Source organism: Actinoplanes aureus, assembly GCF_015704865.1.
Taxonomy (GTDB): Bacteria; Actinomycetota; Actinomycetes; order Mycobacteriales; family Micromonosporaceae; genus Actinoplanes; species Actinoplanes aureus.
On record NZ_JADQTO010000046.1, the window covers coordinates 25,341 to 51,297 of the forward strand.

Here is a 25,957-nt window from a genome sequence, read left to right on the forward strand (position 1 = left end):
GCGGGTGTCGGATATCCGTCGTGGCGAATGCTCCCGGTCACCGCATTCTGGTGAGAACGCGTTTGATGACCTTGAGCGAGACGTCGTTGCGTCCGACCTGGTAGCGGATCCAGTGGTGGATCTCCTGCGCGGTCCACCCCGGATACCGCCGGGCGAGACCGACGATGAGATCTTGCTTCGGCCGGCTGACTATCAGGCGCCTCGGCTTGCGTGCCGGTTGCTTCCTCGCGGCCCGCGCTTCCGGGCCGGCGCGATCCTCACTCCAGATGGGGTAGTGCCTGCGCCGGCGGGGCTCGTCATCGTAGATCATCCGTGCCTCCCGAGTCGCAACGGCCCAGAAACGACGCTACGAATCGCACGCCTCGCAGGTCCATGACGGATCAATGGGCAGAGACCTGCCACGCCGGCTTCTCTCCCATCGATGATCGTTGCAAGATGTTCCGCACCACCCGGCCTGAATCGCGTCGCCGGCCTTCGGAGAAGGGACTCCCGCTCGAGTGGCCGTCCGCGTTGCCGTCGTCGACCCGCTGCCGATGTTCCGGCATGGCGTCGTGACCGTGCTCGTGGCCGCCGGCCACGTCGTGGACACGCCACCGGACGTTCTGCGCTGGGCCGCGCGGCGGCGGCATGCCTGTGTCCTGCTCTCGATCCGGGCGGAGGCGGACTGGGCGCTGCTCCGGAACCTGTCGGCAGACCCTCCGGCCACCGTGATCGCGCTGCTCGACGAGGCGACCGCCGTGGCCGGAGCGCGCGCCGTTCGCGCCGGCGCACGGTCAGTTCTGCCGCGCGCGGTAACCGCCCGGCTCCTGCGGCGCACGGTCGAGGCGACGATGGACGGCCAGGCCGTCCTGCCTCCGGAGGTGCTGGGGCTGCTGGCGGCCACGGTCACGCCGGACGTAGCGCCGAGCGCGATGGACCGCGCGGTCTGGCTGCACCATCTCGCGGCGGGCGGAACCGTCGCCGAGCTGGCGGACCGGCTGGGCTATTCGGAGCGGGCCATGTACCGGCTGCTGCGTTCGCTCTACCGCGACATGGGCGTCCGAACCCGCCTGGAGGCGGTGCTGCGGGCCCGCGAATCCGGCCTGGTCTAGAAAGTTTCCGTAGTCAGGGTCTTGTCCGGCCCAACGTGGGTGCTGTCTGGCGGCCGTTGAGACAGCATTGAGCGTGGGCCAAGGGGCCCTAGCCGCTCGTCCGCAGGGCGTCGAGGGCTGGGTCCAGTAGTCCGGGACGGTCTCCGTACTCGTTCAGCTTCTCGACCAGCAGGCGCAGGCGCGCCACCAGGCCGGGGGTGCCGGGGACCCTCCGGCGCGTCGCTCGGAACAGTTTCTCGGCCGGGGTTACGTCGGCGTCGCCGACTACGGCCAGACCACAGATCGCGAAGGCCAGCATGTCGTGAGCCGTGAAGTCCTGGCTGTCGTCGGTTCGGTGCTTCGACTCCTTCGCGAGCTGGAGGAACAGTCGCTTGGCCTCGTCCGGATCGCCGGCATCGACGGTGAGCAGAGCCTGGAGCCCGATGACCAGCAGGGACCGGCCGCGCCTGTCGCGCTTGCGGTGCAATCGCGCTCGCCGGGCCTCCCGCCGGGCCTGCTCGGTGTTCTCCTCGTTCATCAGGTGAGCGATGCAGAGCGTCGTGTGTGCCTGGAGCAGGACGACCTCGTCGCGCTTCGCACGAGCCAGCTGGACTGCTTCATCGGCGGTGCTGATCGCTGCGGGCACGTCGCCCATGGCGAGCCGCAGGTCTGCCCAGCCGTCCAGGCGGGCGGCCCGCAACCGGTCGGCGTCCGCACCTCCGGCGGCCTTGTCGGCCTCCCTCATCCACTTCGTCGCCTCGTCGTGTTTGCCCTGCTCGGCGTACCAGCGTGAGAGCTTCATCGGCGTGAGGACCAGTCCCGTGGCAGCGTACGCGGCGGCTGTCGGGTCACCGGAGAAGTCACTCTTTCCGAGTGTGAGCGCCTGCTTCGCCTGCCTGATGGCACTGGTGTAGTGGCCTTGTCGCCGGTCACAGTCGGCAAGGCCCTCCAGAGCGCCCATCCGCACGGCCTGGTTGCCGACCATGTCGGGGTCGTCCCGCACCAGCTCGTAGTAGCAGCGGGCTTGATTCGTCTCGCCGACGTCGAGGTACCAGTTCGCCATGTTCAGCCGGATCTTCTGACCGTTCATGGTGTCGCCGAGGATTTGGGCCTTGTCCAATGCCAGACCGAACGCCTCGCTGGCGCTCTGGAAGTCTCCGGCCGAGACATAGATATCGGCGAGTCCATCCTCGTTTGCCATCTCCAGGTGGTCGTCCTTGAGATGGAATCGGACTCGACGGCGTTGGTCGGCCAGCAGGTGGCCGGCGTTCCAGTCGTAGAGGTGGTAGCGGCAGAGCTTTTCGATGACGTGGTAGGCGTCGGTGAACCGGCGGGCGTTGAGGAGTGCTTCGAGCTCGGCGATACGAATTCTGAGGTCGTGCACTCCGGTCACGGGCCCGTCCGGGATGTCCCGCAGAACCCGGGCGACGGCTCCCATGAGAGTCACTTCGGCGTTGTTGGACAAGCGCTTGAGAATGACCGTCGCGCTCGGCTCCGGCAGGTAGTAGTCGTCGTCCTCGTTCTGATAGACGACCCGTTTGCGGGCGAAGACTCGGAGCGCGTTTTTGACGTCGCTGCCGTCGTGTTCGCCGTCCAATACCGAGACGACAGCGTCGGCGGAAACCGGAGTTCCGAACGCGGCCAGCGCCTCCAGTACCCGGCCGCGCAATGGGCCCAGACGCTTGGCGAGCAGGCGGACCAGCTGAGCGGAGACCGTTCCCGGCGGCCACTTGAACAGCGAATCCGCGAGTTCGGTCAGGCTGATGCTCCGGTCGGCGATGGTCGCCAGTGCGACGACGATCTCGGCGTCGCGCGGATTTCCCTGTAGACGACCGTGAAGTTTGCCGCGGAATACCGGGTCGAGGCCGTCCAGGCCGAGTATTCCGTCCTGATCGATGTCCTCGAGGAGTTCGAAGAAATCTTCGATCTCCAGCCGGGGAATCGCGATGGGTCCGGTCACCTGGGGCCAGCCGGCACCGCTCGGCGATGTCGGGGTGTCGCGGAGAGCGAGCACCACCGAGACCCGATGGTCCGGATCCCTGGTCAGGTGTTCGAGGGCCTCGTCCAGGTCCAGATCGGCCAGTTCCTGGGTGCTCTCCTTGAGCAGGTTCTCGGCGCCGTCCAGAGCGACGATCACCGGCTGTCTGCCCAATTTGGCGAGCACCGACTCGAGCCGGGCCATCGAGGCCTGACCAGGCCCGGTGGACGGGGTCTCCCGGTCCTCGAGGGCGTCGAGGAACGCCTTCAGGTCAAGCCGGGTCGTGGCGTCCACCAGTTGCTGATAGACGCGCGTCGAACCGGTGGGCCCCGCGTCGCGGATGTCGTCGAGGACGTGGTCGAGTACCTGCGACTTTCCGATGCCGGCGAGGCCGTTCAGAACGACCGCACCGAATGGTCCCGTGGTCAGCCTCCGGCGTAGCGTCGTCGATTCGCTCTTTCGGTCGATCATGCGTCGGTGACGCTTCTTCCGGCGTGTCGACCGGGGCCGCGCCGCGTGCTGACGATGGCCCCCTGCGGTCGCGGGGAGTGTGGGGCGAAGAGCTCGGGCGGCGGCCGCGGCGAGGTCGTAGCACCATTGCCGGGCATCGTCCCGCGCGTCGACGTGCAGATCGCGGCCGACGTGCAGGAGCCCGGCTCCGACCAGGCCGAGGAGTAGTTGCTGACGCCACAGGTTGGGCAGGCCCCTCTTCGGGAAGGAGCCGAGAACGCCGTCGCGGATCTCCTGGCTGATATTCCGGATCCATTCGGCCCCGGGATGCAGACCAGTCGCGGACGGATCGACGATGGCCTTGACCCAGTCGGCGTGAACCTTCGCCTTGAAGTCGTCGAAGTGGTCCAGCGCCAGAGCGACAACCAGATGCATGGGGTCGAAGGCCAGCAGACTCGTCGCGCTGAAGTGGTCGTAGTCGATCAGAACATAGGACTCCGGCCGCAGCTCGGTGTCCCGCGGTACGAATATGTTGCGTGCGCTCAGGTCGCCGTGTGCTTTGCCCAGCAGCGGACCAAGGATCGGACGGTCCGCGTCCACGCCGGACACCAGTGCGAATGGCGAGTCGTCGCCGATCTCCAGTCCTCGATTGTGCGCCCAGTTCTCCGCGGCGGTGAGTCGCTGCTCGACGATGGGCAGCAGGAGGTCACCGGCCGTGCGGTCGCCGAGGTCGGTGGCCCTGCTGTTCCAGTCCGCTATGACGGATCGCACGATGATGCGGAGACAGGCCGCCAGGGAGGGGTCTTGGCGATTCGCGCTCAACGGCTGGTATTCGTCGATGTCGTCTCCGGCGATCTCGAAGAAGACCGCCAGCCGGTCGGCGAGCGGGAACGGTCCGTCCACCTTCTCCGCCAGATGCGTTTCCCGGAACCCTTCCGATTCCGCCCAGGCCTCGCCCAGCTTCCGGCTTCGCAGACCGGGGCCGCAGAACTTCATCACCAACTGTTCCGGCGTTCGGTGTCCGGTTCGCAGAACCAGCGCCACGGGATTCCCGCTGCGCCCGTCGTCGAACCATTTGTGGACCGTCAGGTCGTATTCGACACTGTCGATCCATTTCGTCAGGTCGGCGAGCACGGCGGGCAGATCGGACAGGCCTGACTCCCATGACTCCGGGTTCTTCAGCTGCCCCATGTCAGCCTCCTGCCAGCTAGCCGGCGCGCACTATCGTCAATGTAGGTGGTCCCCGCGATCAACTGAACCGGCGTTCCGGCCGGGGTCGGGAGTGGCATGGCTGAGGAGCTGACCGATCTGGTCAAGGCTCGGAAGGACCTGGTCTGGGGGCTGTACAGCGATGTGCGTCTGCACGCCCGCCACGCCGAGATGCTCCGGTCCAACGTCGTCAACGTCATGATCGTCGTCGCGTCGGTTCTGGTCGCGGTCATCGCCAACGACGGTGGGGTGGAGCGATCCGAGCTTCCGCTCTGCGTTGCTGTGACCCTTGCCGGCTTGATCGGCCTGGCGTTCGCGGCGTCGTACACCGAGTTGTTCGAACGCAACAGGCGGCGGGCGGTGCGACTGCGGCAACATCTCGACGACGAGTTCTTCGCAGACGGGCCGGCGAGCCTCGCCTCGCTTCTCGACGAGGCGGATGTGCCCCACGAGTCCAGCCGCCTGCACCGATGGACTCGCGGGATCACCGGAACGACGCAGCGGTTCTGGCTTCTCCTTCCGGCCGCTGTGCTGGTCGCCGGAGGTGTTCTCACTGCCGTGGCACTGTGATCGTCCGGCTCGCGGTCAGAATGTGGCGATCGGGTTGACCGGACTGCCGGACGTGCCGGCGAAGCGGACCGGCGCGACCGCGAGGTGGAAGTCCCACTGGCCGAGCTCGGCAGCCGTTGTCGCGCAGGCCTCCAGATCGCAGTTGTCGAGCAGCCACAGGCCCATCGCGACGAGGCTCACGGCGTGCACCGGCATCAGCACGTCGTCGTACCCCGACGGTTGAACGTCCTGGGGTGTGTCCGCGCCGATCAGCGCGACGCCGCGTTCATGCAGCCACGGCAGGCAGGACGCGTGCCAGCCGGCCTGCGCGACACCGCCGGCCGCACCGGCCTCGTGCCGGACGCGGCCGTAGCCGGTCCGCAGGAGCACCGCGTCGCCGGATCGCACCCGTACGCCCTGTCGACGCTCGGCTTCCTCGAGATCGTCGGGGAACACACCCTGCCCCGGCTCCAGCCACGGCACGTCGCGGGCCCTCGCGACGTCCAGCAGGACACCCCGCGTGATGATCCCGTTCGCCGCCGCCGTGACCGCCGCCCACGCCGATCCCGTCGCGGCGCCGACCAACGAGTGCGACCGCCCGTTGTACATCTTGCCGTCCCAGAAGAGGTGGCACGGTGAATCGACGTGGGTGATGGTGTTGCCGTGGAACATGATGCCGAGCCGTTCGTTCGAAAAGCCCCAGCGCCGGTCGGCGTGAAAACGCGCCGGCATGTTCTCGGCACCCGGCATCTCGGCGGCGTACGGGCACGTCGTCGTCGACCGCTCCATGTCGTCCGGTACGGCGACGTCCCATGCGCAGGACACGCTCCTGCCGTGGCGCACGGCCCGCGCCGCGGCCAGCCGGACGTCGTCGGTGATGTGGTTCAGGGTTCCGAGCTCGTCGTCGTCGCCCCACCGTCCCCAGTTCGACAGCGTGTCGAAATACCCGAGCACGTCGTCCTGGGTGGGCATCGGTCGCCCTGCCGTCATCCCAGCATCGACTCCTCCGGTCACGCTGTTCGAGAACTCCGCGGGTAGGTTATCCCGCCGCCGGATCGATCAGGGCGTGAGCACGATCTTGCCGCGCAGGCCGCCGCGGTCGAGCCGCCGGTGCGCCTCCGCCGCCTCCGCCAGCGGGAGGGTGGCCGCCACCCGGGTGCGCAGCGTCCCGTTCGCCACAGCCTTCAGCAGGTCGCCCAGTGCCTGCCGGTTCGTCTGCACCAGTACGACCTCCTGACGCACCCTCTTGGCCGGGTCGAGCGGGGGTGTGGGTCGCGTGGTCACCACCGTGCCGCCGGCGGCGACCGCCGGTCCGGCCGGATCACCCACCGGCACCGCGTCCAGCACCACCGGGACCGGTCCGTAGCCCGCGAGGTCCGCCGATCGCGGGATCACCGTCCGTACGCCGAGCCCGCGCACCCAGGCCTCGTCCTCGTGCGTGGCCTGCGCGAGCACGGTGTGCCCGGCCTGCGCGGCGAGCTGGGCCGCGAAACCGCCGACGCCGCCGCTCCCACCGGTCACCAGGATCTCGGTGGGACCGGGCAGATCGACGATCTCCAGCATCCGGTGCGCGGTGAGCCCGTTCAGCGGCACGGTCGCGGCGACCACGGGATCCAGGCCGGGAGGCACCGGGGCCAGCCAGTCGGTGCCGGCGGCCACCAGCTCGGCGTACCCGCCTGGCGTCCCGCGGGTGAGGAACCACGGGATCATCCCGGCCACCAGGTCCCCGACGCTCAGATCGGTGACGTCGTCACCGGCCGCCACCACCTCGCCGGCGATGTCCCAGCCCGGCGTGAACGGCGGCGGTACCGGCCCGCCGGGGAGCCGGCCCACCCGCGCGGCGACGTCGGCCGGGTTCACGCACGCGGCGCGCACCCGGACGAGGACCTGGCCGGGTGCCGGCACCGGGTCGGGTTGCTCGACGACTCGCAGGACTTCCGGCCCACCGGCCGCGGTGACCGCTATCGAGCGCATCGACGCCTCCTCATGCATGTCGGCTGTCCCTCCACTGTGGCTGGTCTCCCGCCCGGGCGTCGACCCCACGTGTCTTTCGGAGGAGACTGAGCCAGGGAGGTGCCGGCTGTGCGTACGAGGATGGCGGCGATTCTGCTGGCCGCGCTCATGGTCTCCGGAGCGGCCGCGTGCTCCGACCCGGACCCGGTTCCCGCCTCGCCGCAGAGCGCGTCCGAGGCGGATGCGACCCTGTCGAGTCTGCGCCGGGTGCCCGGTACGCACATGTACGCGATGACCTACACCGGCGACTACGACGAACTGGCCGGCGTGCCGCTCCCGCCGTCCGCGAAACCGTTCGGATGCTCGCTCTTCTACGCCACGGGCGACCCGTCGCGAAGCGTGTACGCCCGCAATTTCGACTGGGACTTCAACCCCGCTCTGATCCTGCACACCGACCCGCCCGACGGGTACGCGTCGGTCTCCGTGGTCGACCTGTTCTATCTCGGCGTGCCGAGCGGCGTCGACCCGCTGACCGACGACGCGGCCCGGCGGAAGCTGCTCGGCGCGCCGCTGCTGCCCTTCGACGGCATGAACGACCAGGGACTCGTCGTCGGGATGGCCGCCGACGAGTCCGGGCGGGCGGAGCATCGGCCCGGCCGGCCGACCGTCGGCAGCGTACGCATCCTGCGGCTGATGCTCGACCGGTCGGCCACCGTCGACCAGGCGCTCACCCTGCTTGACCGGTTCAACCTCGACTTCGACGACGGCCCGCCGCTGCACTACCTGATCGCCGACAGGTCCGGAGCCTCGGCGGTCGTGGAGTTCGTCGACGGGAAGCGGGTGGTGACCCGCGGCGGTACGCGCTGGCACGCCCTCACCAACTTCCGGCTGGCCGGGGCGGACGCCGCCGTCAAGCAGGCGGACCGGCGCTACGCGACCGCGCGGGCGGCACTCGACGAGCGGGCCGGCGTGCTGAACCGGCAGCAGGCCTTCGACGTCCTGCGGGCGGTCGCGCAGCCGCACACCCAGTGGTCAATTACCTATCAGCCGCACTCCGGAGCCGTGCACGTGGTCGCCCGGCAGGACTGGGCGTCGGTGCACGAGTTCACGCTGCGGATGGACCAGGCCTGAGCGCGACCTCGCGGCCGTCGACGAAGAGACGGGCGCCGGGGCGGGTGGCCGCGACCAGCCGGGCCAGCGCCCGCCGGCCGGCTTCCGGGTGGCGGCCGTCGAACGCGCCCACCCGGACGGCGAACACCAGGTCGTAGGGCTCCTCGCCCGGTTCCAGGGCGAACTCCTCGGCGGTCGCCTGGCGCACGCTCATCCGGCCCGCGGCTATCTCGGCCGCACCGGCGGCGGTGGCTTGCGCCACCGCGGTGGCGGAACGGTCGACGGCCAGGATGTGGCCGGTGGTCAGGCGGGCGGCGACGGCCCGGGCCGCGGCGCCGGGCCCGCAGCCGATCTCCAGTACGCGCAGGTGCGGCTCGAGGGGGAGGGCGTCCACGATCGCGGCCAGGCGGGACGAGAGCGCTGCCATGGCAGGTGAGCTTAGACCACGTCCGCTACCCTTGTTGAACACGTTCAATAATGGAGGCGCGGCGTGTGGGTGCTGGTGAATCTGCTGGTCATGGTCGGCATGCTGGTGGTCGTGCCGGGCGGGCTGCGATTGCTGGACGACTCGGGGCTGGCTCTCGCCAGGCGCGTCTGGCCGTATGGGGCGGCGGGCGCGGTATGCCTCTGGCTGCCGCGGGGGCCGGTCGCGACCGGGTTCGCGGTGATCTATGCGGTGGCGGCGGGAGTGCTTTGCGCGTACGCCGCACGGTTTTCGAATCGGGGCTGGCGCGCCCAGATCGCATGGGTGACCGCCCTGGTCAGCCCGGGTGTCGCGGCGAGTGCGCTGGTGGCCGAGCGGGCCGGATACGCGTTGTTCGGCTTCGAGCCGGGCGTGCTGGCGCTCACCGTGGCGCATTTCCACTTCGCCGGTTTCGCCGCGGCCCTGATCGCCGGGCTGCACCGCCAGATCTCGCCCGGCCGGTGGGCCGACGCGGCCGCGCTGACCGTGCCGGCCGGGACGATGCTGGTGCTGCTCGGATACTTCACCGGCGAGTTCGTCGAACTGGCCGGTGCGCTGGTCCTGACCGCCGGGATGTGGACGGTCGGGTGGCTGACCTGGACACATGCCCGCTCGGGCCGGTACGACCGGCTGACGGCGGCGCTGCTCGGCACGTCGGCGGTCGTGCTGGCGGCGTCGATGGTCCTGGCGGTGAGCTGGGCGCTGGGGGAGGCGACCGGTATCCCGCACCCGTCGCTGGCCTGGATGGCGGCGACGCACGGCGTGGCGAACGCCCTCGGCTTCGCGGTGTGCGGCATCGCCGGCTGGCGCCGGGTGCGGGACCGTCAGGGCGCCGGCACGGTCCTCTCCGTCAGCGCGACGAGCTGAGCGAGGTCGATCTCGAGGGATCGCTGCACGTCGTCGCCCATCTCCCGCGCCCACCGGCGGGCCCGGCGCCCCTGGAGGTAGGCGTGCACCACCAGCCGGCTGCCGGTGCCTCGCGGGCGTGCCTCGTGGTGCACGGTCAGCCGGGCGCCCCGGAGCAGGGTCATGTCCGCATAGGCCACCCCGGGCTCCAGGGTGGTGACCACGAACGGTGTCGGCGTGCCACCTTTCGCCTTCGAGACGCCGGTCGCGCCGACCGCGAGGGGTTCGTGAAGACGCAGATATTCCATGCTCGCGCTCCACTCGTGGTGGGTGGCGAGGTCACTCCAGCGGGCGTAGAAGAACGCCGGGGCGACACGTGACTCGGCGGAAACTCGGGCGACCTCGATCATGCCGGGAACTTAGCACCGGCCACCTGATCGGTGCCGGACGGTCAGGACCCGGGTGCGAAGTGCTGCACGCCGAACGCCACGGCGGCGGCCAGCTCCTCGTCGCTGGTGCCCCAGGCGGCCTGGACGACCGCACCCCAGGCATGGCAGCTCCGGGTGGCGAAGTCCTTCGCCTCGGGAGTGTCCTCCCAGGTGGCGGGGTCCATGGTGGCGCCGCGCAGGTGCATGTCCAGGGCGAGCACGGTGAGGTCCCAGCCGCCGCCGATGCCGATCGTGCCGCCGGGGCCGTACGTCTTGACCATCTCGTCGACGATCTCGGCGGGCGACGAGTGCTCCAGCTCGAAGACGGTGCGTCCGGCCGTGCCGGGGGAGAGGCGGACCTCGACCTCGGTGGACATGCCCTCGCCGAGCACCCAGGTCACCTTGAGCAGGCGGGGGCGCTCGCAGCGCAGGATCTCGCCGCCGGCGTTGTCCTTGAGCTGGAAGGCGCCGCCGAGGCGGAAGTCGCCCTCGACCGGGCCGAGCCAGCGGTTGAGGCGGTCCGGGGCGGTGCAGGCGTCCCAGACGTCGTCGACCTCGGCGTCGTACTCGCGCCGCAGCAGCAGGGAGCGTCCCTCGCCCGAGCTCACCGGCAGACTGCCGAGCTCGCGGTGGGTGGCGTTGATCTGGCTGACGATGTCGAACATCAACTTTCCTTACTGTCGGAAGGGCTGTCGGGCGACGTCCTGCGGCGGCCGCGGGCCAGCTCGGTGGCGAGGGCGTCCAGTCGCTGGGTCCAGAACGGGCGGAACCGTTCCAGCCAGCTGTGCGCCGCGAGCAACGGGTCCGCCTGAACGGCGTAGAGCCGCCGGGTGCCCTCGGCCCGGACCGTGGCGAAACCGGACTCGCGCAGCACCTTCAGATGCTGCGAGACGGCCGGCGGCGAGATGCCGAACTCGGCCCGGACCACCTCGCTTATCGCGCCGGCGAGCTGCTCGCCGTCGGCGAGCAGCTCCAGGATCCGGCGCCGCACCGGGTCGCCCAGGACGTCGAACGCGTGCATGGGGCGACTATTTCAGTCCCGCCTTAATTAAGTCAAGCCTGAATTAGCCGGCCGTCAGACGATCAGGACGATGCGGCCGCTCGCGGCGCCGCTGGCCTGGCGTGTCCAGGCGTCGGTGACCTGCTCCAGCGGGACCACCTCGTGGGTCACGGCGAGCCGCCCGGCGGCCGCGTGGTCCGCGACCACGGTCAGCGACTCCGCACGCTCGGCGACCGTCAGCGCGTTGTTCGTGTAACCCAGGATGCGCAGCGATCCGGACCGCAGCGACGCCGAGTCGAACGGTGCCGTCGGCGCCGCCGAACTGCCCAGGTTGACCAGCCGCCCGCCCGGCCGCAGCACCCGTAGCGCGGCCGCGGCCGGCACCCCGAAGACCGGGTCCAGCACCAGGTCCAACGGTCCGTCGGCGGCGGCGCGCAGCCGGGCGGCCACGGCGGGCACGTCATCGTCCGCCCCGAGCGGCACCACCGCCTCCGCGCCGAGTTCCAGGGCCCGGTCGCGGGCGGCGGCGGACCGGGACACCGCGATCACCCGGCGCGCGCCGGCCAGGCGGGCCAGCTGGATCGCGCTCTGGCCGACCACACCGCCGGCACCCAGGACCAGGACCTGCTCACCTTCGGCGAGGGCGCCGGTACGGGTCAGCGCCGAGTGGGCCGCCACCGCCGACAAACCCAGCGCGGCGATCGCGGGCAGCGGCACATCGTCGCGCAGCGGCACCACGTCGACCTCCGGTACGGCCACGGCCGCCGCCATGCTGCCGTCGCCCGGGCGCATCCCGGCGGACGTGGCGAACCAGACCGGCGTGCCGTCCGGCCGGTAGCCCACACCCTGGACCCCGGGCACGTACGGGAGCGCGGGGGTGCCGAAGTAGCTCGTACCGGAGGCGCAGAGCAGGTCCAGCGGTGTGATCGGCGCGGCGGCCACCGCGATCGGCACCTGGCCCACGCCCGCGATCGGCACCGGACGTGACGTCATCGCCGGCGGACGCCCGCAGACTGTCAGGACCGCCGCGCGGATCATGTGGCGATGTCCGGGTACGGCAGGTCGAAGTGGGCGAGCCGGGCACCGAACGCCTTCTGGTATTCGAGGGGCTCCCGGTTGTCGCGTTCGAACATGGCGATGAACAACGTCAGTGTGAGGAACGGGTGGGCGCCGAGCGCGAACAGGCGTACATGATCCTGGTTTGCCAGGGCGGACCGTTCGTCGTCGGTGAAGCGCAACCACGTGCTGGCGTCGCCGGGGTGGCAGTTGAGCACCGCGTTCGCGCGTTCGGCCTCCCACCAGGCGACGAACTCGGCGGGCGACGAACGGTAGCGCTCCACCAGCGACGGATCCCGGTCCACCGTGTAGAGAAACTTGTCGAGCAGGTACTTGCTCATGCCGGCGCTCCGTTCGGGTACCAGGTGAAGTAGGCCTCCATGGTGTGGAACAGGTCGAGGGTGTCCACGTGGTCGGCCTTCGCCCCGGCGCCGGCCACGCCCATCATGAGCATGAAGTCCATGAAGCCGTGGGTGGCGTTGCCCGGCGAGTGCAGGCTGTCCAGGGTGACCTCGCGCAGGCACGCGTCCAGGTCGCCGGTGGCGATCCACTCGACCGCCTTCCGGTCGAAGAGCGGATCCGGGCCGTGCGGGCCGAACTGCCGCGGGCCGCCCAGTTCGAGGGAGAGATGGCCGGTGCCGATGATCGCGACGCGCAGCTCCGAGGGCCAGTCCTCGACGATCTTGCGGATGGCCGCGCCGAGCTGCACGAAGCGCCACGGCTGCGGCAGCGGCGGGGCGAAGATGTTGGTGTAGATCGGCACGATCGGCAGGTCCGCCTCCGGCCGCAGCGTGATGATCGGGCAGGTGATGCTGTGGTCGATCCGCAGCTCGTTGCTGAACGCCAGGTCGAAGCCGGCGTCCAGGCCGGACCGCAGAATGTACGCCGACAGGTCCTCCTGGCCGGTCAGCAGCATCCGCGGCAATCCGAATTCGCGTTCCTCGTTGTACCAGTTGGCGTCGTAGAACGGCGCCTTGCCGACCAGGAACTGCGGCATGTTGTCCAGCCACAGCTGGTGGAAGTGGTCCGAGCCGATCATCACGAGCACGTCCGGTTCCGCCCGGGTGAGCGTCTCGCGGAACGTCCGGATCTTGGCGGTCCACTCGTCGGCGAACGGGGGGCGGTCCGCACCGGTGGCGGTGCTGGCCTTCAGGTAGAACGGGTGGTGTGTGGAGGCGATGACCGCGACGATGCTGGCCATAGTCATTCCTTACGGTTCGTAGACGGCGTTCCGATCGACGGTGAGATAGACGTCCATGCCGATAGGGTGGCGCCGTTCCTCAGCCAGGTGCCCGAGCAGGCCCGCGGCGCGGGCCAGCAGCGCGAAACCGCGCAGCAGATCGACCGGCAGGCCCAGGTCGGCGAGGGCGGCGCCGCAGACGCCGGCGCCGTTCAACGGCAACTTCTTCGGGTGTACGCGGCCGACGGCCTCGAACAGCGCGAGGTGGGGCCCGTAGCACCCCTCCTCCTTGGCGATCCGGATCAGGACCGGAGTCCGCGGGTCCTCGACCTTGTGGACGGGATGACCCAGGCCCGGAACCCGGCGGGTGGCCCGCACGGCCTTCAACGCGATCTCGTCGTAGCTGTCGCGTTTGTCGGCGTCGTCCAGCGCCTGGCTCAGGAAGCGGGCACAGTCCTCGGTCACCCCGAGAAACCGGGAGCCGCCACCGAGCAGGCCGGCGGCGAGGGCGCCCTGCAGGGCTTCCGGAGCCGAGAGGTACGTCAGACGCGCGGCGATCGCGGTCGGGGTGAACCCGTGATCGGCGAGAGCCACCAGGACCGCCTCGAACACCCGGGTCTCGCCACGCGTGGGCCGGCGCCGAGCGACCAGCCAGAAGGCCAGCTCCCCGAAGCCGACCTGCCCCATCAGATCGCCGGCGAGATCCTGGCCCAGCAGCGAGATGGTGGTCGCGTCGGACGTACCGAGACCGGTGGGGAAGCTCAGTTCCTCAGCCACGCGCGGATCTCCTCGCCGTGCTCGTCGAGGCCGGGCGGCGGCAGCTCGTACCGCGCCGGGGTCTCGGAGAAGGTGATCGGGTTGCGGACGCCGGGCACGTCACCGGCGGTCACCACCGGTCGCAGGCCCAGTTCCTCGGCGAGGGCCACCCCGCCGTCGATCGTGTTGATCGGGGCGCACGGTACGCCCGCCGCGGTCAGTTCGCGGAACCACTCGTCGCGGGTCCGCTGAACCAGGCGTTCCACCAGGATCGGGCGGAGCTCGTCGCGGTTGGCGGTGCGGTCCTGGTTGCGGCCGAAGCGCGGGTCCTCGGGCAGGCCGGGCAGGTCGAGGACCCGGCAGAGCTTACGGAACTGGCCGTCGTTGCCGGCGATCACGATCAGCTCGCCGTCGGCCACCGGCAGCGGCTCGTACGGGAACAGGCTCGGATGCGCGTTGCCCATCCGGTACGGCACGGCCCCCGAGGCGACGTAGCCGCCGGAGTGGTTGACCAGCCCGGACAGTGCCGACGACAGCAGGTTGACCTCGACGTGCTGGCCACGGCCGGTCCGTTCGCGGTGTTGCAGGGCGGCCAGGATGCCGATGTTGGCGTGCATCCCGGTCATCACGTCGAAGACCGAGATCCCGGCCCGGTACGCCGGCCCGGACGTGTCCCCGGTGAGGCTCATCAGTCCGGAGATCGCCTGGACCATCAGGTCGTACCCCGGCAGGTCGGCGCCCGCGCCGGAGCCGAACCCGGTGATGCTCGCGTAGATCACCCGCTGGTTGCCGGCCGCCACGGTGTCGTAGTCGAGGCCGAACCGGGCCAGCCCGCCCGGCTTGAAGTTCTCGATCACCACGTCGGCGCGGCGGGCCAGCTCCCGCGCGGCGGCCCGGTCGTCCGGGTCCTTCAGGTCCAGTGCGATCGACCGCTTGTTCCGGTTGATCGCCAGGTAGTAGGTGGACACGCCGTCGCGGACCGGCGGCATCCAGGTGCGGGTGTCGTCCCCGGCGGGTCCCTCCACCTTGATCACCTGGGCGCCGAGGTCGGCGAGCAGCATCGTCGCGTACGGCCCGGCGAGGATCCGGGAGAAATCCGCCACCAGCAGCCCGTCCAGCGGTGGGAGTTGCTGCGCCATTGTCACCGACCGTCCTGCGGACACTTGTCCGCCGACCCAGACTGCGCGCATGATGCTCGGGTGTCAACGGCTTGTCCGTGCAGCGGACATCCGTCCGATAGGGGGAGACGATGAGCGCTAACGACCGGCCGGTGCTGCTGCGCAACGGTCTGGTTCTCACCATGGACGACTCGCACACGATCCTGCCCGGCGCCGACGTCCTGGTCGCCGGTGACCGGATCGTGGAGGTCGGGCCGGGCCTCCAGGCGCCCGGCGACGCGTTGGAGATCGACGCGACCGGCGGCATCGTGATGCCCGGCATGATCGACACTCACCGGCACATGTGGCAGACCGCGATGCGCGGCTACGGTGCCGACTGGACCCTCACCCAGTACTTCGTCTGGTACTACCTGGAGTCCGGCAAGTTCTTCCGGCCCGAGGACATCCACGCGGGCAACCTGCTGTCCGCGATCGAGGCGGTCGACGCCGGGGTCACCACCAGCGTGGACTGGTCGCACGGGCTACAGACCAGCGACCACGCCGACGCCGCGGTGGACGCCCTCGAATCGGTGCCGGGGCGGTTCGTGCTGGCGTACGGCAACATCCAGCGGGGGCCGTGGGAGTGGTCCACCTCGGACGCCTTCCACGACTTCTACCGGCGGCGTATCGACGGCGGGAAACTGGCCGGCTTCCAGCTGGCCTTCGACGTCACCGGCGACCCGGCCTTCCCGGAGAAGGCCGCCTTCGAGGTGGCCCGCGAGCTCGGCGTCTCGGTCACCACCCACGCCGGAGTCTGGGGTGCCACCAACGACGAGGGCATCCGGCTCATGTACGAGAACGGCTTCATGGCCCCGGGCACCGTCTACGTGCACGCGGCGACACTCGGTGCCGACTCGTACCACCGGATCGCCGCGACCGGCGGCTCGGTCTCCGTCTCCACCGAGAGCGAGCAGAGCGCCGGCCAGGGCTACCCGCCCACCTTCCGGCTGCGCGACCACGGCATCCCGGTGTCGCTGTCGATGGACACCAGCGTCTGGTGGAGCGGCGACCTGTTCACCGCGATGCGCACCACGCTCAGCGCCGACCGGGTCCGCGAACACCTCGAGGCACACGGCCGGCAGGAGACCGTCACCCACCACAAGCTGCGCGCCGAGCACGTCGTCGACTGGGCCACCCGGGGCGGCGCCCGCGCCCTCGGCATGGACTCCCAGGTCGGCGCCCTGACCCCGGGCCGCAAGGCCGACGTCGTGCTGATCAAGAACGACGCGTCGCCGGCGATGTCCCCGATCCTCAACCCGTACGGCCACGTCGTCTACCAGGCGCAACGCGGCGACGTGCACACCGTCCTGGTCGGCGGCCGGGTGGTGAAGCACGAGGGCCGGCTGCTCGGCGTCGACCTCGCCGCGGCCCGGTCCAAGGTCGCCGCGACCGTCGACCATTTGCGCGGGACGCTGGGCGAAGAGGCCTGGCAGCGCGGCATGAACCCGGACATCCCGGAGACCAGCGTGCTGGAGAACCCCTACCAGTACACCGACTACGACGCCGGATCGGCGCAATGGAAGCATTGAGCCCATGACCGACTCGAGGGGCGCGGGTCCCGACTTCATCGAGGCCCTCGCCCGGGGACTCGACGTCCTGCGCTCCTTCCGGTCGGGCAGCCCGGCGCTGACGCTCAGCGAGCTGGCGGCGTGCACCGGGCTGGCCCGGCCCACCGTCCGCCGCATCCTGATCACGCTGGAACAGCTCGGCTACGTGCGCGCGGACGGCCGGGGCTACGCGCTCACCCCGCGGGTGCTGGACCTGGGCATGGCCTACGTGCACTCGCTGAACATGTGGGACGTGGCCCGCCCGCACATGGAGAAACTTGTCGCGCAGACCAACGAGTCCACATCGATGGCGCAGCTCGACGGCTCCGACATCGTTTATGTGGCGCGCGTGGCCGTACCGAAGATCGTGACTCTCGGGGTGACCATCGGCACCCGCTTTCCGGCGCCGCCCACCTCGATGGGGAAGGTGCTGCTGGCGGCGCTGCCGCCGGCAGCGGTGCCGGGCGTGCTCGCCGAGCCGTCCCGGTCCGGCATCACCCCGCGCTGGCAGCCTTCGGCTGCCGAGCTCGAAACCGCGTTGCGAGAGGTACGCGCCAAGGGCTGGGCCCTGGCCGACCAGGATCTCGCGCCCGGCATCCGGTCGATCGCCACCGGGGTACGCGACGGCGAGGGCCGGGTCGTCGCGGCGGTGAACGTGACCGTGCACGCCGCGGAGACCTCGGTCGAGACCCTGATCGACGAGCACCTGCCCCGGCTGCTGCGGACCGCCGCGGACATCGGCCACGACTGGTCGCTGACCGCGCGGATCCCGGCCGTCACCGCCTCGTAGGTCACCCGACGTTCAGCCCGCCGCCGAGCATCTGGAGGACCGTCGCCATCCGGCCCGGCTCCAGCGCCGGGTCGACGGTTCCGTTCGTCTCCTCGGCGCCAGCGGCCGTGCACGGCAACCCGGCGGCCACCTGGCGCCGCAGCTCGTTCCGCGGATCCGCCCAGCCCAGCGGCGCCACCCGGAAGACCCGGCTGTTGCCGCACTGGTGGGTCCCGACCCGCAGCCGGCCGCTCTCCATGCCGGGCAGCGGCCCGGAGAGTTCCAGCAGAGCGTCCTGAAGCATGATCGGGTCGGTCTGGGCGGCATGCGGCGCCAGGTACGCGGACAGCGGCGCGACCAGTTCGGCCAACTGGCGGTCGCCGCCCGGTTGTGTGCGGCCACCGTCGGTTCGAGGGCCCGTCACAGGTCCAGGGCGAGTGCGATGCCGTTGTTCTCCAGATAGCCGCCGTCCACGACGAACGTCCCCTCGCCGGATCGGTGACGTTGTCCTCAACGGACGAGTTCCCGGCCGCCCGCCACCGACAGCACCTGGCCGTTGACGTGGCCGTTCGCCGCCGAGGCCAGGTAGGTGACCGCGGAGGCGACGTCGTCCGGGGTGCAGATCCGCCCGGTCGGCGTCTTCGCCGACTCGTCGGCGACCGCCTTCGGGCCGAGGAACGGGGCGGTCAGCGCGCGGTCGGTGAGGGTGAAGCCGGGGCGGACCACGTTGGTCAGGATCCCGTGCCGGGCCTCGCGGACGGCCAGGACACGGGCGGCGGTCTCCATGGCCCCCTTGGCGGCGGGGTAGGCGAGGGGGCCGGCCATCGGCTGCTCGACGATGTCGGTGGAGACGATGACGACCCGTCCCCAGCCGGCGGCGCGCATGGCCGGCAGCGCGGCGTCGATCAGGGCGGCCGGGCCGGCCACGTTGGCGGCCAGCGACGCGGTGAGGCCACTGATCTCGTCGGCGTCGAAGGACGGCCACTGCACCGCGTTGGCGACGAGGATCGTGACCGGGCCGGCGTCCTCGAGGGCTTTCCGCGCGCTTGCCGGATCGCGCTGGTCCAGGCGTACCGCGTGGGCTTTGCCGCCCTGGCCGGTGATGGCGGCGACGAGGTCGGCGGCCGCGCGCTCGTTGGTGTGCCAGGCGAGGGCGACAGCGGCGCCTTCGGCGGCCAGCCGCCGCGCGATGGCTCCTCCGATGGCGCCGGAGGCGCCGGTGACGAGCGCGGTACGGCCATGCAGTCCGGTGTCCATGAGATCTCCTTAGTCGGCTAACTATTAGCCGACTATGTATCGCTCGGTGCTGTTCGTCAACTCCGTAGACTGCTGGCGTGGAATTCGAGGAAGCGCTGTCCGTCAACCGGGCCCTGGTCAAGGTGGCCAAGCTCTACCGGGCGGCGCAGGCCGGAACGCTGAGCGAACTGGGTCTGCATCCGGGTCAGGACGTGCTGCTGTGGCACCTCGGCCGGCAGCCGGACGGCATGCTGATCAGCGAGATCGCCGGGCGGCTCGCGGTGGAGCAGCCGACGGTGACCCGCAGCCTCAGCCGGCTCGCCGGCGGTGGCTGGTTCGTGCGGGAGACGGTGCCGGGGGACCGGCGGGCCATCCGGATCCGGCTGACCCCGAAGGGCGAGGCGGCGATCCCGCGGATCGAGGCGGCGTGGCGCGGTCTGGCCGAGTCGGCCACCGCCGGGATGGGCGCCGATCAGCGGGCTCAGCTGACCGCGCTGCTGGAGAAGGTGCGCGCGAATCTGCTGACTTAAGGATTGGATACGGGCTCGGGAAATTGTCGTACCCCAGGTCTACTTTCAGCGATGAGTCTTCGAGAGCTGGACGGTCTTAACCGTCGAGGACATCGCACAAGGAGGCGATCACGATGACTACCGAGACCACGATGCTGACCGCGGCTCGCGCCGAGGCTCTGTTCACCAGCCGGCTCGCCACCGGCAGCCGACCTGGCCACGACGTGGTCGAGGACGCGATCCGGGTTGCGGTGCGTGCCCATGGTGGTGTGCGTGGGTGCGCCGGTGATGTGGCTGCGGAGTATGGCGATCATCCGGAGACTGCGGTGCCACGGATGCGGTGGGCGCGGGAGTTGGTTGATGAGCTTTATGTGGCGCGTCGTCGATCGGTTGGGGTTTGGGCTCTGGTCGCCTGATCGCTCGGCCTTTCGCCCGCGCTCGGCCTTTCGCCCGCGCTCGGCCCCCGGCCTGTTGGGATTGACGGTGGTAGTCATGATGTCGCGGTGAACAACGGTGAACCCGTGGTCTGGTTCGCGACCAGCGACGACCGCGGCTATGCGTGGCGCCGGGGCGGCCAGCTGATGATCGTTTCCCTGGTGCCGGCGGTGCTCATCTTCTGTGGCTCGGGGCTGGCCGGCGAGTTGCTGCCGGCCTTCTGGTTGTCGCTGCTGCTGGCGCCGGTCGCCGGCGCCTACGCTCTCGCGGTGGTCGTGGCCGACCGGCGCGCGGCGGTCGAGGTGCGGGTGGCCGGGGGAGCGATCACGCTGGTCCGGCCGGATGGCGGCACCACGACGTATCAGGCCCGAGATGTGCGGCGGTTCGAGGTGATCCGCACGGTGTACTCCGGCGGCGGCACCCCCGATGTGGCCCGGCTGCGGTTGCACGCCGGCGGCCGGGTGGAGCGCACCCGGCCCGGGCCCGATCTGTCGCCGGAGCTGCGGCGGGCGCTCACGGTCGCCGAGGTCGACCTGCTGGTCAGTGTGAAGCACCGCGAGGAGTAACCCGATCAGCACCTCGTCCCATCGAACTGTGGCGGGCGGTGCGGCGCTACATCTTCGATCTCTCTCTAAGCCGGCCTCAGGGCGGCGGTCAGAGAGGGCGCCGCTCCCGGTAGCCCGACGCTGCTCCCGGTCCCAAGGCGGCAGCGTCGCTTTGGGCCGTGCTGCTCTGGACCGTGCTGCTCTGGACCGTGCTGCTCTGGACCGTGCTGCTCTGGACCGTGCTGCTCTGGACCGTGCTGCTCTGGACCGTGCTGCTCTGGACCGTGCTGCTCTGGACCGTGCTGCTCTGGGCCACCCGCTACGGTGAACAGCCGTGGGAATGGAGCTGATCGGGCACCGGCTGTCCGTTGAGCAATGGCGTGCCATGCTCGACGACCCGGCCGTGGTCGAGACCGTGATCTTCGGTGACCTGGATGATGACGACGCCGAGATGCCAGAGCCCGATCTGGACCTCGACAAGTCGTGGCACGGCCTGCACTACCTGCTCACCGGCACCGCCTGGGAGGTCGGTCCCGGCGCCGGCGCGGCGATCCTCGGCGGCGACGAGATCGGCGACGACGGCGGGTACGGCCCGGCCCGCGTTCTCTCCCCGGAAGCGGTGCGGTCGATCGACGCCGGGCTCGCGGCGATCGACCCGGCCACGCTGCGGGAGCGGTTCGATCCGGCGGCGATGACCACCGCCGAGATCTATCCGGCGATCTGGAGCGGGGGCGAGGAAGCCTTCGACAGCTTCCTCGCGCCCCGCTTCCAGGAACTGCGCGAGTTCTACCGCACCGCGGCTGCCGAAGACGCGGCCGTGCTGCTCGCCATCACCTGACGCCGGCGCAGATCGCGTCGTCGATCAGCCGCATGGTGCGCTCGTGCACGGCGAACACCGCCTTTTCGTCGGCGAGCTGGGTGCTCAGCGACACCACCGCCACCCGATCGCCGTCCGGGCTGACGCCGTTGGCGGTGCTCATGCCGGGCACGTCGCCGCCGTGCGCCCAGTATCCGCCGCACCGGTTCGGGACGAACATGACGCCCAGGCCGTACCGGGCACCCGGCAGGTAGTCCTGGAAGGTCTCGGCGAGCACCGTGGACTGCAGCTGCGCCATCTGCTGCGGCTTGAGCAGCCGGCCGCGCTGCAACGCCTGCCAGAAGCGGGCCAGGTCGCTCGGTGTGGTGATCAGGTTGCCGGCGGCACCCGCGCCGGACGTGTTCCACACGGTGGTGTCGGAGAGCTCGCCGCCGGGCTCCCACTGCTGGTAGCCCTTGGCGTGCGGGTTCGGCACCCACGGCCGGTCACCCGGCGCGGACGTACGACGCAGCCCCAGCGGCCGGAGGATGCGGTCGCGTACCTCGACGTCCCACGGTCGGCCGGTGACCTCTTCGATGATCATCCCGGCGAGGATGTAGTTGGTGTTCGAGTAGTCCCAGTGCGTGCCGGGCGCGAAGCCGGGCTCGTGCTTCATCGCGATGGCGACCAGGTCGGCCGGGTCGTAGTGGTCGAACCGGTGCGCCCGGAAGCCCTCCTCGGAGGTCAGCGCCGCCATGTCGTTGGTGTAGTTGAAGACGCCGCTGGTGTGTTGCAGCACCTGGCGTACGGTGATCTTCCGGCCGTCGTTGCCGTTGCCCGCGACCACACCGGGCAGCCAGCGGTCCACCGTGTCGTCCAGCGACAGCCGGCCCTCCCCGACGAGTTGGAGGACGGTCACCGCGACGTACGTCTTGGTGTTGCTCCCCATCCGGAAGTAGCCGTCGAGCGGCACCGGCGTGCCGCGCTTCAGGTCACCGACGCCGGCCCGGGCCCGGGCGGTGACGCCGTCGACCCGGGCGAGCGCCTGAACGCCGGTGATCCCGAGCCGGTGCAGATCGTCGGCCGCGGTCTGAAGCGGGCGGTTCGTGGCGGCGGCAGGTATCGCGGTGCCGGCGATGACGGTCGCGGCTAGTGCGGTGGCGAGGCCCCAACGGGCGAGATGTCGTCGCATGAGAATCAACCTATGAAGGGTTTCGATGGGTTCCCATCCGGCGACCACCCCGGCTGGTGGTAGGGCTATCCCCACCCCTAGGTTGAGGAACGCCATGGGACGACATCGATCGAGTCTCGGAACGTTGCTCCACCATGTTCACGTGAGTGGCCCCCTGACACGTGCCGCGCTGGCCGAGCGGATGGGCGTCAACCGCAGCACGGTGCTGGCGCTGACCGCCGAGCTCGTCGCCGCCGGCCTGGTCCGCGAGGAGCATCCCGCCGCCACGACCGGTGCCGGCCGTCCGTCGCTGCTGGTCCGCCCGGAGTCCGAGCGGGTGTGCGTGCTCGCCTTCGACGTCGCGGTGGACCGCCTGATCGCCGCGCGGGTCGGGCTGGGCGGGCCGATCCTGGACCGGCGGGAGACGGTCCGGCCCCGGGCCGGCGCCGACCTGGCCACCGTGGTCGGCAACCTGGCCGCTCTGGGCCGCGAGCTGATCGACGCGATGCCGCCCGGCGCGACCTGCGTCGGCGTGGGCGCCTCCTACTGCGGCATGGTGCGCCCCCGCGACGGCATGGTCCGGTACGGGCCCGCGCTGGGCTGGGTGGACCAGGCGTTCGGCGCCGAGCTGGCGCAGGCGCTCGGCCTGGGCCTGCGGGTGGCCGTCGGCAACGAGGCCCACCTGGGTGCCCGCGCCGAGTACGAGCGCGGCGCCGGCGTCGGGTCGCCCGACCTGATCTACCTGCACGGCGACGTCGGGGTCGGCGGCGGCATCCTGGTCGGCGGCAAGCCGCTCGGCGGCGAGGGCGGGTACGCCGCCGAGGTCGGGCACATGCTGGTCAACCCGGTCGACGGCCGCCCGTGCCTGTGCGGTTCGGCGGGCTGCCTGGAAGCCGAGACAGGCGAGTACGCGCTGCTGGCCGCCGCCGGCCGCAGCGACGGCCAGATCGGCCGGGATGCCGTGCGTGCCGTGCTGCGGGACGCGGCCGCCGGCGACCCGGTCGCGGCCGCCGCGGTCGCCGAGATCGGTGACTGGCTGGGCATCGGCGTCGCCAACCTGATCAACCTCTTCAACCCCGGCGTAGTTATCTTCGGTGGCATGCTGCGTGACGTGTACTCCGGAGCGGCACCGCAGGTGGCGGCCCGGATCGCCGAGCACGCCATGCCGGTGTCCCGGGAACGGGCCAAGCTGCGCCTGTCCGGCCTGGCCGACGACGCCACCCTGCTTGGCGCCGCCGACCTCGGATTCGCCGCCCTGCTGGCCGACCCCCTCCCGGCTGCCGCCTCGTGATCCCGACCGACCGGCAGATCCGCGCCCTGCACGAGCGATTCGCCCCCAACCACGCCGCCTTCGAGCTGGTACACACCCACTGCGAGATCGTCTGCGCGCTGGCCGAGGAGCTGTACACCGGAGGCGACCTGGAGTTGGTGCGCGCCGGCTGCCTGCTGCACGACATCGGCGTCTACCGCCTCAACGAGACCGACAGCTACCTCCGGCACGGCGTGCTCGGTCACGAGCTGCTCCGCGAGCTCGGCCTCCCGGAGCAGCTGAGCCGCTTTTGTTCGCACCACACCGGCGTGGGCATCACCCGCGACGACGTGATCACCCTGGGCCTGCCGCTGCCGCCCGGCGATTACCTCGCCGAGACCACCGAGGAAGAGCTCGTGATGTACGCCGACAAGTTCCACTCCAAGACCAGCCCTCCGGTGTTCGTCACCGCCGACTCCTACGCCGTCAGTCTCAGCCGGTTCGGCGCAGGCAAGGTGGCGCGCTTCGCCGAGCTGCGAGACCGGTACGGCGAGCCGAACCTCGACGCGGCAGCCAAGCGCTTCGGCCACGCCGTCGTCTGACAACGGCCACCAGGGCGCGGCGCCGTAAAGCCTGCTGTTGGTCCGTCGGGCGGGCAGCGTGGCGGTTAACGGTGCCTACCAGCTCCGGTGCCGTTTGCCCGCGGTTCCGTCGGGCGGGCAGTGTGGTGCCTGATGGCGGCTACCAGGGTTCGGCGCCGTCCTCGCTGAAGAAGCCGGCGGTCGGCCCGTCGGCAGGAAGCGTGGCGAGCCGGACCGCGGCGACCGCGCCCTGCTCCGGGGTCCGCGGACCGGAGTGCCCGTTCATGTCGGTCGCGCAGTAGCCCGGATCAGCCGCGTTGACCTTGATCGGGGTGTCCCGCAGCTCGTTGGCATACGACACGGTCACCGCGTTGAGGGCGCTCTTCGACGAGTTGTAGGCAAGCAGCGGTGCCTCCGCGTACGGACCCTGCGGATCGCTGGTGATCCCGAGGGAGCCGAGACCGCTGGACATGTTGACGATCCGGCCGGCGGGGGCCCGGCGCAGCAGCGGCAGCAGGGCGTTTGTCACTGTCACCACGCCGTACACATTGGTGGCGAAAGTCCGCTCCAGCAGCTCGACCGGTGTCGCGCTGGGGGACTGGCCGCGTTCCAGCAGGATGCCGGCATTGTTGACCAGGATGTCCAGCCGGCCGTGCTCGCGGTCGATGCGGGCGGCGGCTGCCGAAACCGAGACGGGGTCGGTGACGTCGAGCTCGACCGGCACCGCGGTGATCCCTTCGGCGGCGAGCTTCTCGGCCGCTGCCGCTCCCCGGTGCACGTCCCGGGCCCCGACCAGCACCGTGAAACCGGCCGTTCCCAGGCCGCGTGCGATCTCGAACCCGATGCCCTTGTTGGCCCCCGTGACGAGGGCGACCTTCGTTTCGCTCATGCCATCGAGGCTGCCCTCCAGGCGGCGACGTGAGGAGAGACCGGCTCAACCACGGATTGGCAGACCCTGGTTGGTGGTGGCATCGCCGGTGTTGGATGGTCGGCATGGATCGCCGTCAGTTGGCCGAGTTTCTCCGCGACCGCCGGGCCCGGGTGAAGCCGGGCGACGTCGGGCTGACCGCCGGTGCCCGCCGCCGCACCCCAGGCCTGCGCCGGGAGGAGGTGGCCGGGCTGGCCGGCATCTCGGTCGACTACTACGCCCGCCTCGAGCAGGCGCGCGGCCCGCGGCCGTCCCGGCAGGTGCTCGCTGCGCTGGCCAGGGCACTGCGGCTGTATGACGACGAACGCGCTCATCTCTACCACCTGGCCGGCGAGGTGCCCGCCGCCCCGCCCGGCCCGAGCCGGGACGTGCCTGCCGGTGTCCTGCATCTGCTCGACCGGCTCGACGACACACCGGCGTATGTCATCGACGTGAAGTACGACATCCTCGCCTGGAACTGGATGGCCGCCGCCCTGCTCGGTGACCCGTCGACCTGGCCGGCGGACCGCCGCAACATCATCTGGAACCTGTTCACCGGTGAGCATTCGGCCGCGGCATTGACCGATCCACAGTCCGCCGCGTTCGCCGCCGAGTGCGTCGCTGACCTGCGTGCCGCCGCCGCGCAGTTCCCGCAGGACCCGGGCATCCACCAGCTGATCGCCCGGCTGCGCGCGGCCAGCCCCGAGTTCGTCCGGCGGTGGGAGCAGCTGGAGGTCTGCGTGCGGCGCGGCACCACGATCAAGCACGTCCACCACCCAGTGGTCGGTGACCTCACGCTCGAGTGTGAGGTGCTCGACATCGCCGGGCACGGCCAGCGCCTGATCATCTACGGCGCCGCGCTGGAGAGCCCGACCGCGGATGCGCTGAAGCTGCTCAGCGTGGTCGGCACTGACTGGACGGCTTCCCTGCCGAGCTGAGCAGCGCTTAGGCAAGCCGAGCTGGATGGGGCCGCGCCGGGCCGCGCCGGGCCGCGCCGGGCCGCGCCG

31 protein-coding genes are annotated in these 25,957 nt (G+C 70.7%); 14 read left to right on the plus strand and 17 right to left on the minus strand.

From position 1 onward, the window contains the following. Positions 1-37: 37 nt before the first annotated feature. Positions 38-310 carry a hypothetical protein gene (locus I4J89_RS46295; RefSeq protein WP_196420614.1) on the minus strand — a complete coding sequence of 91 codons (273 nt, stop codon included), beginning with the start codon at positions 308-310 and terminating at the stop codon, positions 38-40. 187 nt (positions 311-497) lie between these two features. Between I4J89_RS46295 and I4J89_RS46300 the strand changes: the two genes are divergently transcribed. Further along, on the plus strand, positions 498-1,091 hold the full coding sequence (locus I4J89_RS46300) for a helix-turn-helix domain-containing protein (RefSeq protein ID WP_196420615.1): 594 nt from the start codon (positions 498-500) through the stop codon (positions 1,089-1,091). Between the two features lie 88 nt (positions 1,092-1,179). On the opposite strand, the gene I4J89_RS46305 is transcribed toward I4J89_RS46300, so the two are convergent. Beyond that, positions 1,180-4,689: an ATP-binding protein gene (locus tag I4J89_RS46305; protein ID WP_196420616.1), complete on the minus strand. Its 3,510-nt coding sequence runs from the start codon at positions 4,687-4,689 to the stop codon at positions 1,180-1,182. 96 nt (positions 4,690-4,785) lie between these two features. Between I4J89_RS46305 and I4J89_RS46310 the strand changes: the two genes are divergently transcribed. Continuing rightward, positions 4,786-5,277: a hypothetical protein gene (locus I4J89_RS46310; protein WP_196420617.1), complete on the plus strand. Its 492-nt coding sequence runs from the start codon at positions 4,786-4,788 to the stop codon at positions 5,275-5,277. A 15-nt stretch (positions 5,278-5,292) separates the two neighbouring features. Here the strand turns inward: I4J89_RS46310 and I4J89_RS46315 are convergent, their stop codons facing one another. Together I4J89_RS46315 and I4J89_RS46320 are read right to left on the minus strand one after the other, a co-directional pair. Beyond that, complete coding sequence (locus tag I4J89_RS46315; RefSeq protein ID WP_230860737.1) at positions 5,293-6,246, minus strand: cyclase family protein; 954 nt, start codon at positions 6,244-6,246, stop codon at positions 5,293-5,295. A gap of 69 nt (positions 6,247-6,315) precedes the next feature. Further along, positions 6,316-7,248 (minus strand): NADP-dependent oxidoreductase, encoded by a 933-nt coding sequence (locus tag I4J89_RS46320; RefSeq protein ID WP_230860738.1) that lies wholly within the window; start codon positions 7,246-7,248, stop codon positions 6,316-6,318. Positions 7,249-7,338: 90 nt separating this feature from the next. On the opposite strand from I4J89_RS46320, the gene I4J89_RS46325 reads away from it, so the two are divergent. Further along, the gene (locus I4J89_RS46325; RefSeq protein ID WP_309238781.1) at positions 7,339-8,340 is read left to right on the plus strand and encodes a carcinine hydrolase/isopenicillin-N N-acyltransferase family protein; all 1,002 of its coding nucleotides are present in this window, start codon (positions 7,339-7,341) and stop codon (positions 8,338-8,340) included. Here I4J89_RS46325 and I4J89_RS46330 read toward each other — a convergent pair. Beyond that, entirely contained in the window at positions 8,315-8,746 is a 432-nt protein-coding gene (locus I4J89_RS46330) for a class I SAM-dependent methyltransferase (protein WP_196420618.1), read from the minus strand. The two genes, I4J89_RS46325 and I4J89_RS46330, sit on opposite strands and share 26 nt — an antisense overlap. Before the next feature lie 63 nt (positions 8,747-8,809). On the opposite strand from I4J89_RS46330, the gene I4J89_RS46335 reads away from it, so the two are divergent. Next, positions 8,810-9,649, plus strand: coding sequence for a YndJ family protein (locus I4J89_RS46335; RefSeq protein WP_196420619.1), 840 nt, complete (start codon positions 8,810-8,812; stop codon positions 9,647-9,649). Here the strand turns inward: I4J89_RS46335 and I4J89_RS46340 are convergent. Genes I4J89_RS46340 through I4J89_RS46375 form a run of 8 tightly spaced genes read right to left on the minus strand, consistent with a single transcriptional unit; the run spans position 9,607 to position 15,187 of the window. Beyond that, complete coding sequence (locus I4J89_RS46340; RefSeq protein ID WP_196420620.1) at positions 9,607-10,038, minus strand: hypothetical protein; 432 nt, start codon at positions 10,036-10,038, stop codon at positions 9,607-9,609. The genes I4J89_RS46335 and I4J89_RS46340 overlap by 43 nt on opposite strands. A 41-nt stretch (positions 10,039-10,079) precedes the next feature. Further along, positions 10,080-10,721 carry an SRPBCC domain-containing protein gene (locus tag I4J89_RS46345; RefSeq protein ID WP_196420621.1) on the minus strand — a complete coding sequence of 214 codons (642 nt, stop codon included), beginning with the start codon at positions 10,719-10,721 and terminating at the stop codon, positions 10,080-10,082. Further along, complete coding sequence (locus I4J89_RS46350; protein WP_196420622.1) at positions 10,721-11,077, minus strand: ArsR/SmtB family transcription factor; 357 nt, start codon at positions 11,075-11,077, stop codon at positions 10,721-10,723. The genes I4J89_RS46345 and I4J89_RS46350 overlap by 1 nt, the downstream gene beginning before the upstream one ends. Positions 11,078-11,131: 54 nt before the next feature. Then, positions 11,132-12,049 carry a quinone oxidoreductase family protein gene (locus I4J89_RS46355; protein ID WP_230860739.1) on the minus strand — a complete coding sequence of 306 codons (918 nt, stop codon included), beginning with the start codon at positions 12,047-12,049 and terminating at the stop codon, positions 11,132-11,134. 41 nt (positions 12,050-12,090) lie between these two features. Beyond that, the gene (locus I4J89_RS46360; RefSeq protein ID WP_196420624.1) at positions 12,091-12,453 is read right to left on the minus strand and encodes a hypothetical protein; all 363 of its coding nucleotides are present in this window, start codon (positions 12,451-12,453) and stop codon (positions 12,091-12,093) included. Further along, positions 12,450-13,313, minus strand: a complete 864-nt coding sequence (locus tag I4J89_RS46365) for a DODA-type extradiol aromatic ring-opening family dioxygenase (RefSeq protein ID WP_196420625.1) — start codon at positions 13,311-13,313, stop codon at positions 12,450-12,452. The genes I4J89_RS46360 and I4J89_RS46365 overlap by 4 nt, the downstream gene beginning before the upstream one ends. A gap of 9 nt (positions 13,314-13,322) precedes the next feature. Then, complete coding sequence (locus tag I4J89_RS46370) at positions 13,323-14,069, minus strand: citryl-CoA lyase (RefSeq protein ID WP_196420626.1); 747 nt, start codon at positions 14,067-14,069, stop codon at positions 13,323-13,325. Then, on the minus strand, positions 14,054-15,187 hold the full coding sequence (locus I4J89_RS46375) for a CaiB/BaiF CoA transferase family protein (protein ID WP_196420627.1): 1,134 nt from the start codon (positions 15,185-15,187) through the stop codon (positions 14,054-14,056). The genes I4J89_RS46370 and I4J89_RS46375 overlap by 16 nt, the downstream gene beginning before the upstream one ends. 110 nt (positions 15,188-15,297) lie before the next feature. Between I4J89_RS46375 and I4J89_RS46380 the strand changes: the two genes are divergently transcribed. Both I4J89_RS46380 and I4J89_RS46385 read left to right on the plus strand, forming a co-directional pair. Then, positions 15,298-16,734, plus strand: a complete 1,437-nt coding sequence (locus tag I4J89_RS46380; protein ID WP_196420628.1) for an amidohydrolase family protein — start codon at positions 15,298-15,300, stop codon at positions 16,732-16,734. Between the two features lie 4 nt (positions 16,735-16,738). Then, positions 16,739-17,542, plus strand: a complete 804-nt coding sequence (locus I4J89_RS46385; RefSeq protein WP_196420629.1) for an IclR family transcriptional regulator domain-containing protein — start codon at positions 16,739-16,741, stop codon at positions 17,540-17,542. A 1-nt stretch (position 17,543) separates the two neighbouring features. Here the strand turns inward: I4J89_RS46385 and I4J89_RS46390 are convergent, their stop codons facing one another. Together I4J89_RS46390 and I4J89_RS46395 are read right to left on the minus strand one after the other, a co-directional pair. Beyond that, complete coding sequence (locus I4J89_RS46390) at positions 17,544-17,945, minus strand: hypothetical protein (RefSeq protein WP_196420630.1); 402 nt, start codon at positions 17,943-17,945, stop codon at positions 17,544-17,546. An 86-nt stretch (positions 17,946-18,031) separates the two neighbouring features. Then, positions 18,032-18,778, minus strand: a complete 747-nt coding sequence (locus tag I4J89_RS46395) for an SDR family NAD(P)-dependent oxidoreductase (protein ID WP_196420631.1) — start codon at positions 18,776-18,778, stop codon at positions 18,032-18,034. Positions 18,779-18,855: 77 nt separating this feature from the next. Here I4J89_RS46395 and I4J89_RS46400 point away from each other — a divergent pair, with 77 nt between their 5' ends. From I4J89_RS46400 to I4J89_RS46420, 5 genes are all read left to right on the plus strand, one after another. Further along, entirely contained in the window at positions 18,856-19,287 is a 432-nt protein-coding gene (locus tag I4J89_RS46400) for a MarR family winged helix-turn-helix transcriptional regulator (RefSeq protein WP_196420632.1), read from the plus strand. Between the two features lie 113 nt (positions 19,288-19,400). After that, positions 19,401-19,682: a hypothetical protein gene (locus I4J89_RS46405; protein WP_196420633.1), complete on the plus strand. Its 282-nt coding sequence runs from the start codon at positions 19,401-19,403 to the stop codon at positions 19,680-19,682. An 87-nt stretch (positions 19,683-19,769) separates the two neighbouring features. Then, positions 19,770-20,267 (plus strand): hypothetical protein, encoded by a 498-nt coding sequence (locus I4J89_RS46410; protein ID WP_196420634.1) that lies wholly within the window; start codon positions 19,770-19,772, stop codon positions 20,265-20,267. Positions 20,268-20,425: 158 nt separating this feature from the next. Beyond that, positions 20,426-20,596: a hypothetical protein gene (locus I4J89_RS46415; protein ID WP_196420635.1), complete on the plus strand. Its 171-nt coding sequence runs from the start codon at positions 20,426-20,428 to the stop codon at positions 20,594-20,596. Beyond that, entirely contained in the window at positions 20,587-21,084 is a 498-nt protein-coding gene (locus I4J89_RS46420; protein WP_196420646.1) for a YfbM family protein, read from the plus strand. Before I4J89_RS46415 ends, I4J89_RS46420 begins: the two co-directional genes overlap by 10 nt. On the opposite strand, the gene I4J89_RS46425 is transcribed toward I4J89_RS46420, so the two are convergent. Next, positions 21,077-22,234: a serine hydrolase domain-containing protein gene (locus I4J89_RS46425; protein WP_196420636.1), complete on the minus strand. Its 1,158-nt coding sequence runs from the start codon at positions 22,232-22,234 to the stop codon at positions 21,077-21,079. The two genes, I4J89_RS46420 and I4J89_RS46425, sit on opposite strands and share 8 nt — an antisense overlap. A gap of 94 nt (positions 22,235-22,328) precedes the next feature. On the opposite strand from I4J89_RS46425, the gene I4J89_RS46430 reads away from it, so the two are divergent. Both I4J89_RS46430 and I4J89_RS46435 read left to right on the plus strand, forming a co-directional pair. After that, a complete protein-coding gene (locus I4J89_RS46430) occupies positions 22,329-23,504 on the plus strand; it encodes an ROK family transcriptional regulator (RefSeq protein ID WP_196420637.1) in 1,176 nt (391 codons plus the stop codon). Further along, complete coding sequence (locus tag I4J89_RS46435) at positions 23,501-24,064, plus strand: HD domain-containing protein (protein ID WP_309238782.1); 564 nt, start codon at positions 23,501-23,503, stop codon at positions 24,062-24,064. Before I4J89_RS46430 ends, I4J89_RS46435 begins: the two co-directional genes overlap by 4 nt. A gap of 139 nt (positions 24,065-24,203) precedes the next feature. On the opposite strand, the gene I4J89_RS46440 is transcribed toward I4J89_RS46435, so the two are convergent. Next, positions 24,204-24,932, minus strand: coding sequence for an SDR family oxidoreductase (locus I4J89_RS46440; protein ID WP_196420638.1), 729 nt, complete (start codon positions 24,930-24,932; stop codon positions 24,204-24,206). 104 nt (positions 24,933-25,036) lie between these two features. On the opposite strand from I4J89_RS46440, the gene I4J89_RS46445 reads away from it, so the two are divergent. Next, entirely contained in the window at positions 25,037-25,888 is an 852-nt protein-coding gene (locus tag I4J89_RS46445) for a helix-turn-helix transcriptional regulator (protein WP_196420639.1), read from the plus strand. The last annotated feature ends 69 nt before the right edge of the window (positions 25,889-25,957 follow it).

Bases quoted from the DNA above. Each gene is read 5' to 3' on its own strand.
- I4J89_RS46295 (WP_196420614.1), bottom strand. From the start codon at position 310: ATGATCTACGATGACGAGCCCCGCCGGCGCAGGCACTACCCCATCTGG.
- I4J89_RS46305 (WP_196420616.1), bottom strand. From the start codon at position 4,689: ATGGGGCAGCTGAAGAACCCGGAGTCATGGGAGTCAGGCCTGTCCGAT.
- I4J89_RS46310 (WP_196420617.1), top strand. From the start codon at position 4,786: ATGGCTGAGGAGCTGACCGATCTGGTCAAGGCTCGGAAGGACCTGGTC.
- I4J89_RS46315 (WP_230860737.1), bottom strand. From the start codon at position 6,246: ATGACGGCAGGGCGACCGATGCCCACCCAGGACGACGTGCTCGGGTAT.
- I4J89_RS46320 (WP_230860738.1), bottom strand. From the start codon at position 7,248: ATGCATGAGGAGGCGTCGATGCGCTCGATAGCGGTCACCGCGGCCGGT.
- I4J89_RS46330 (WP_196420618.1), bottom strand. From the start codon at position 8,746: ATGGCAGCGCTCTCGTCCCGCCTGGCCGCGATCGTGGACGCCCTCCCC.
- I4J89_RS46340 (WP_196420620.1), bottom strand. From the start codon at position 10,038: ATGATCGAGGTCGCCCGAGTTTCCGCCGAGTCACGTGTCGCCCCGGCG.
- I4J89_RS46345 (WP_196420621.1), bottom strand. From the start codon at position 10,721: ATGTTCGACATCGTCAGCCAGATCAACGCCACCCACCGCGAGCTCGGC.
- I4J89_RS46350 (WP_196420622.1), bottom strand. From the start codon at position 11,077: ATGCACGCGTTCGACGTCCTGGGCGACCCGGTGCGGCGCCGGATCCTG.
- I4J89_RS46355 (WP_230860739.1), bottom strand. From the start codon at position 12,049: ATGACGTCACGTCCGGTGCCGATCGCGGGCGTGGGCCAGGTGCCGATC.
- I4J89_RS46360 (WP_196420624.1), bottom strand. From the start codon at position 12,453: ATGAGCAAGTACCTGCTCGACAAGTTTCTCTACACGGTGGACCGGGAT.
- I4J89_RS46365 (WP_196420625.1), bottom strand. From the start codon at position 13,313: ATGGCCAGCATCGTCGCGGTCATCGCCTCCACACACCACCCGTTCTAC.
- I4J89_RS46375 (WP_196420627.1), bottom strand. From the start codon at position 15,187: ATGGCGCAGCAACTCCCACCGCTGGACGGGCTGCTGGTGGCGGATTTC.
- I4J89_RS46380 (WP_196420628.1), top strand. From the start codon at position 15,298: ATGAGCGCTAACGACCGGCCGGTGCTGCTGCGCAACGGTCTGGTTCTC.
- I4J89_RS46385 (WP_196420629.1), top strand. From the start codon at position 16,739: ATGACCGACTCGAGGGGCGCGGGTCCCGACTTCATCGAGGCCCTCGCC.
- I4J89_RS46395 (WP_196420631.1), bottom strand. From the start codon at position 18,778: ATGGACACCGGACTGCATGGCCGTACCGCGCTCGTCACCGGCGCCTCC.
- I4J89_RS46405 (WP_196420633.1), top strand. From the start codon at position 19,401: ATGACTACCGAGACCACGATGCTGACCGCGGCTCGCGCCGAGGCTCTG.
- I4J89_RS46420 (WP_196420646.1), top strand. From the start codon at position 20,587: ATGGAGCTGATCGGGCACCGGCTGTCCGTTGAGCAATGGCGTGCCATG.
- I4J89_RS46425 (WP_196420636.1), bottom strand. From the start codon at position 22,234: ATGCGACGACATCTCGCCCGTTGGGGCCTCGCCACCGCACTAGCCGCG.
- I4J89_RS46430 (WP_196420637.1), top strand. From the start codon at position 22,329: ATGGGACGACATCGATCGAGTCTCGGAACGTTGCTCCACCATGTTCAC.
- I4J89_RS46440 (WP_196420638.1), bottom strand. From the start codon at position 24,932: ATGAGCGAAACGAAGGTCGCCCTCGTCACGGGGGCCAACAAGGGCATC.
- I4J89_RS46445 (WP_196420639.1), top strand. From the start codon at position 25,037: ATGGATCGCCGTCAGTTGGCCGAGTTTCTCCGCGACCGCCGGGCCCGG.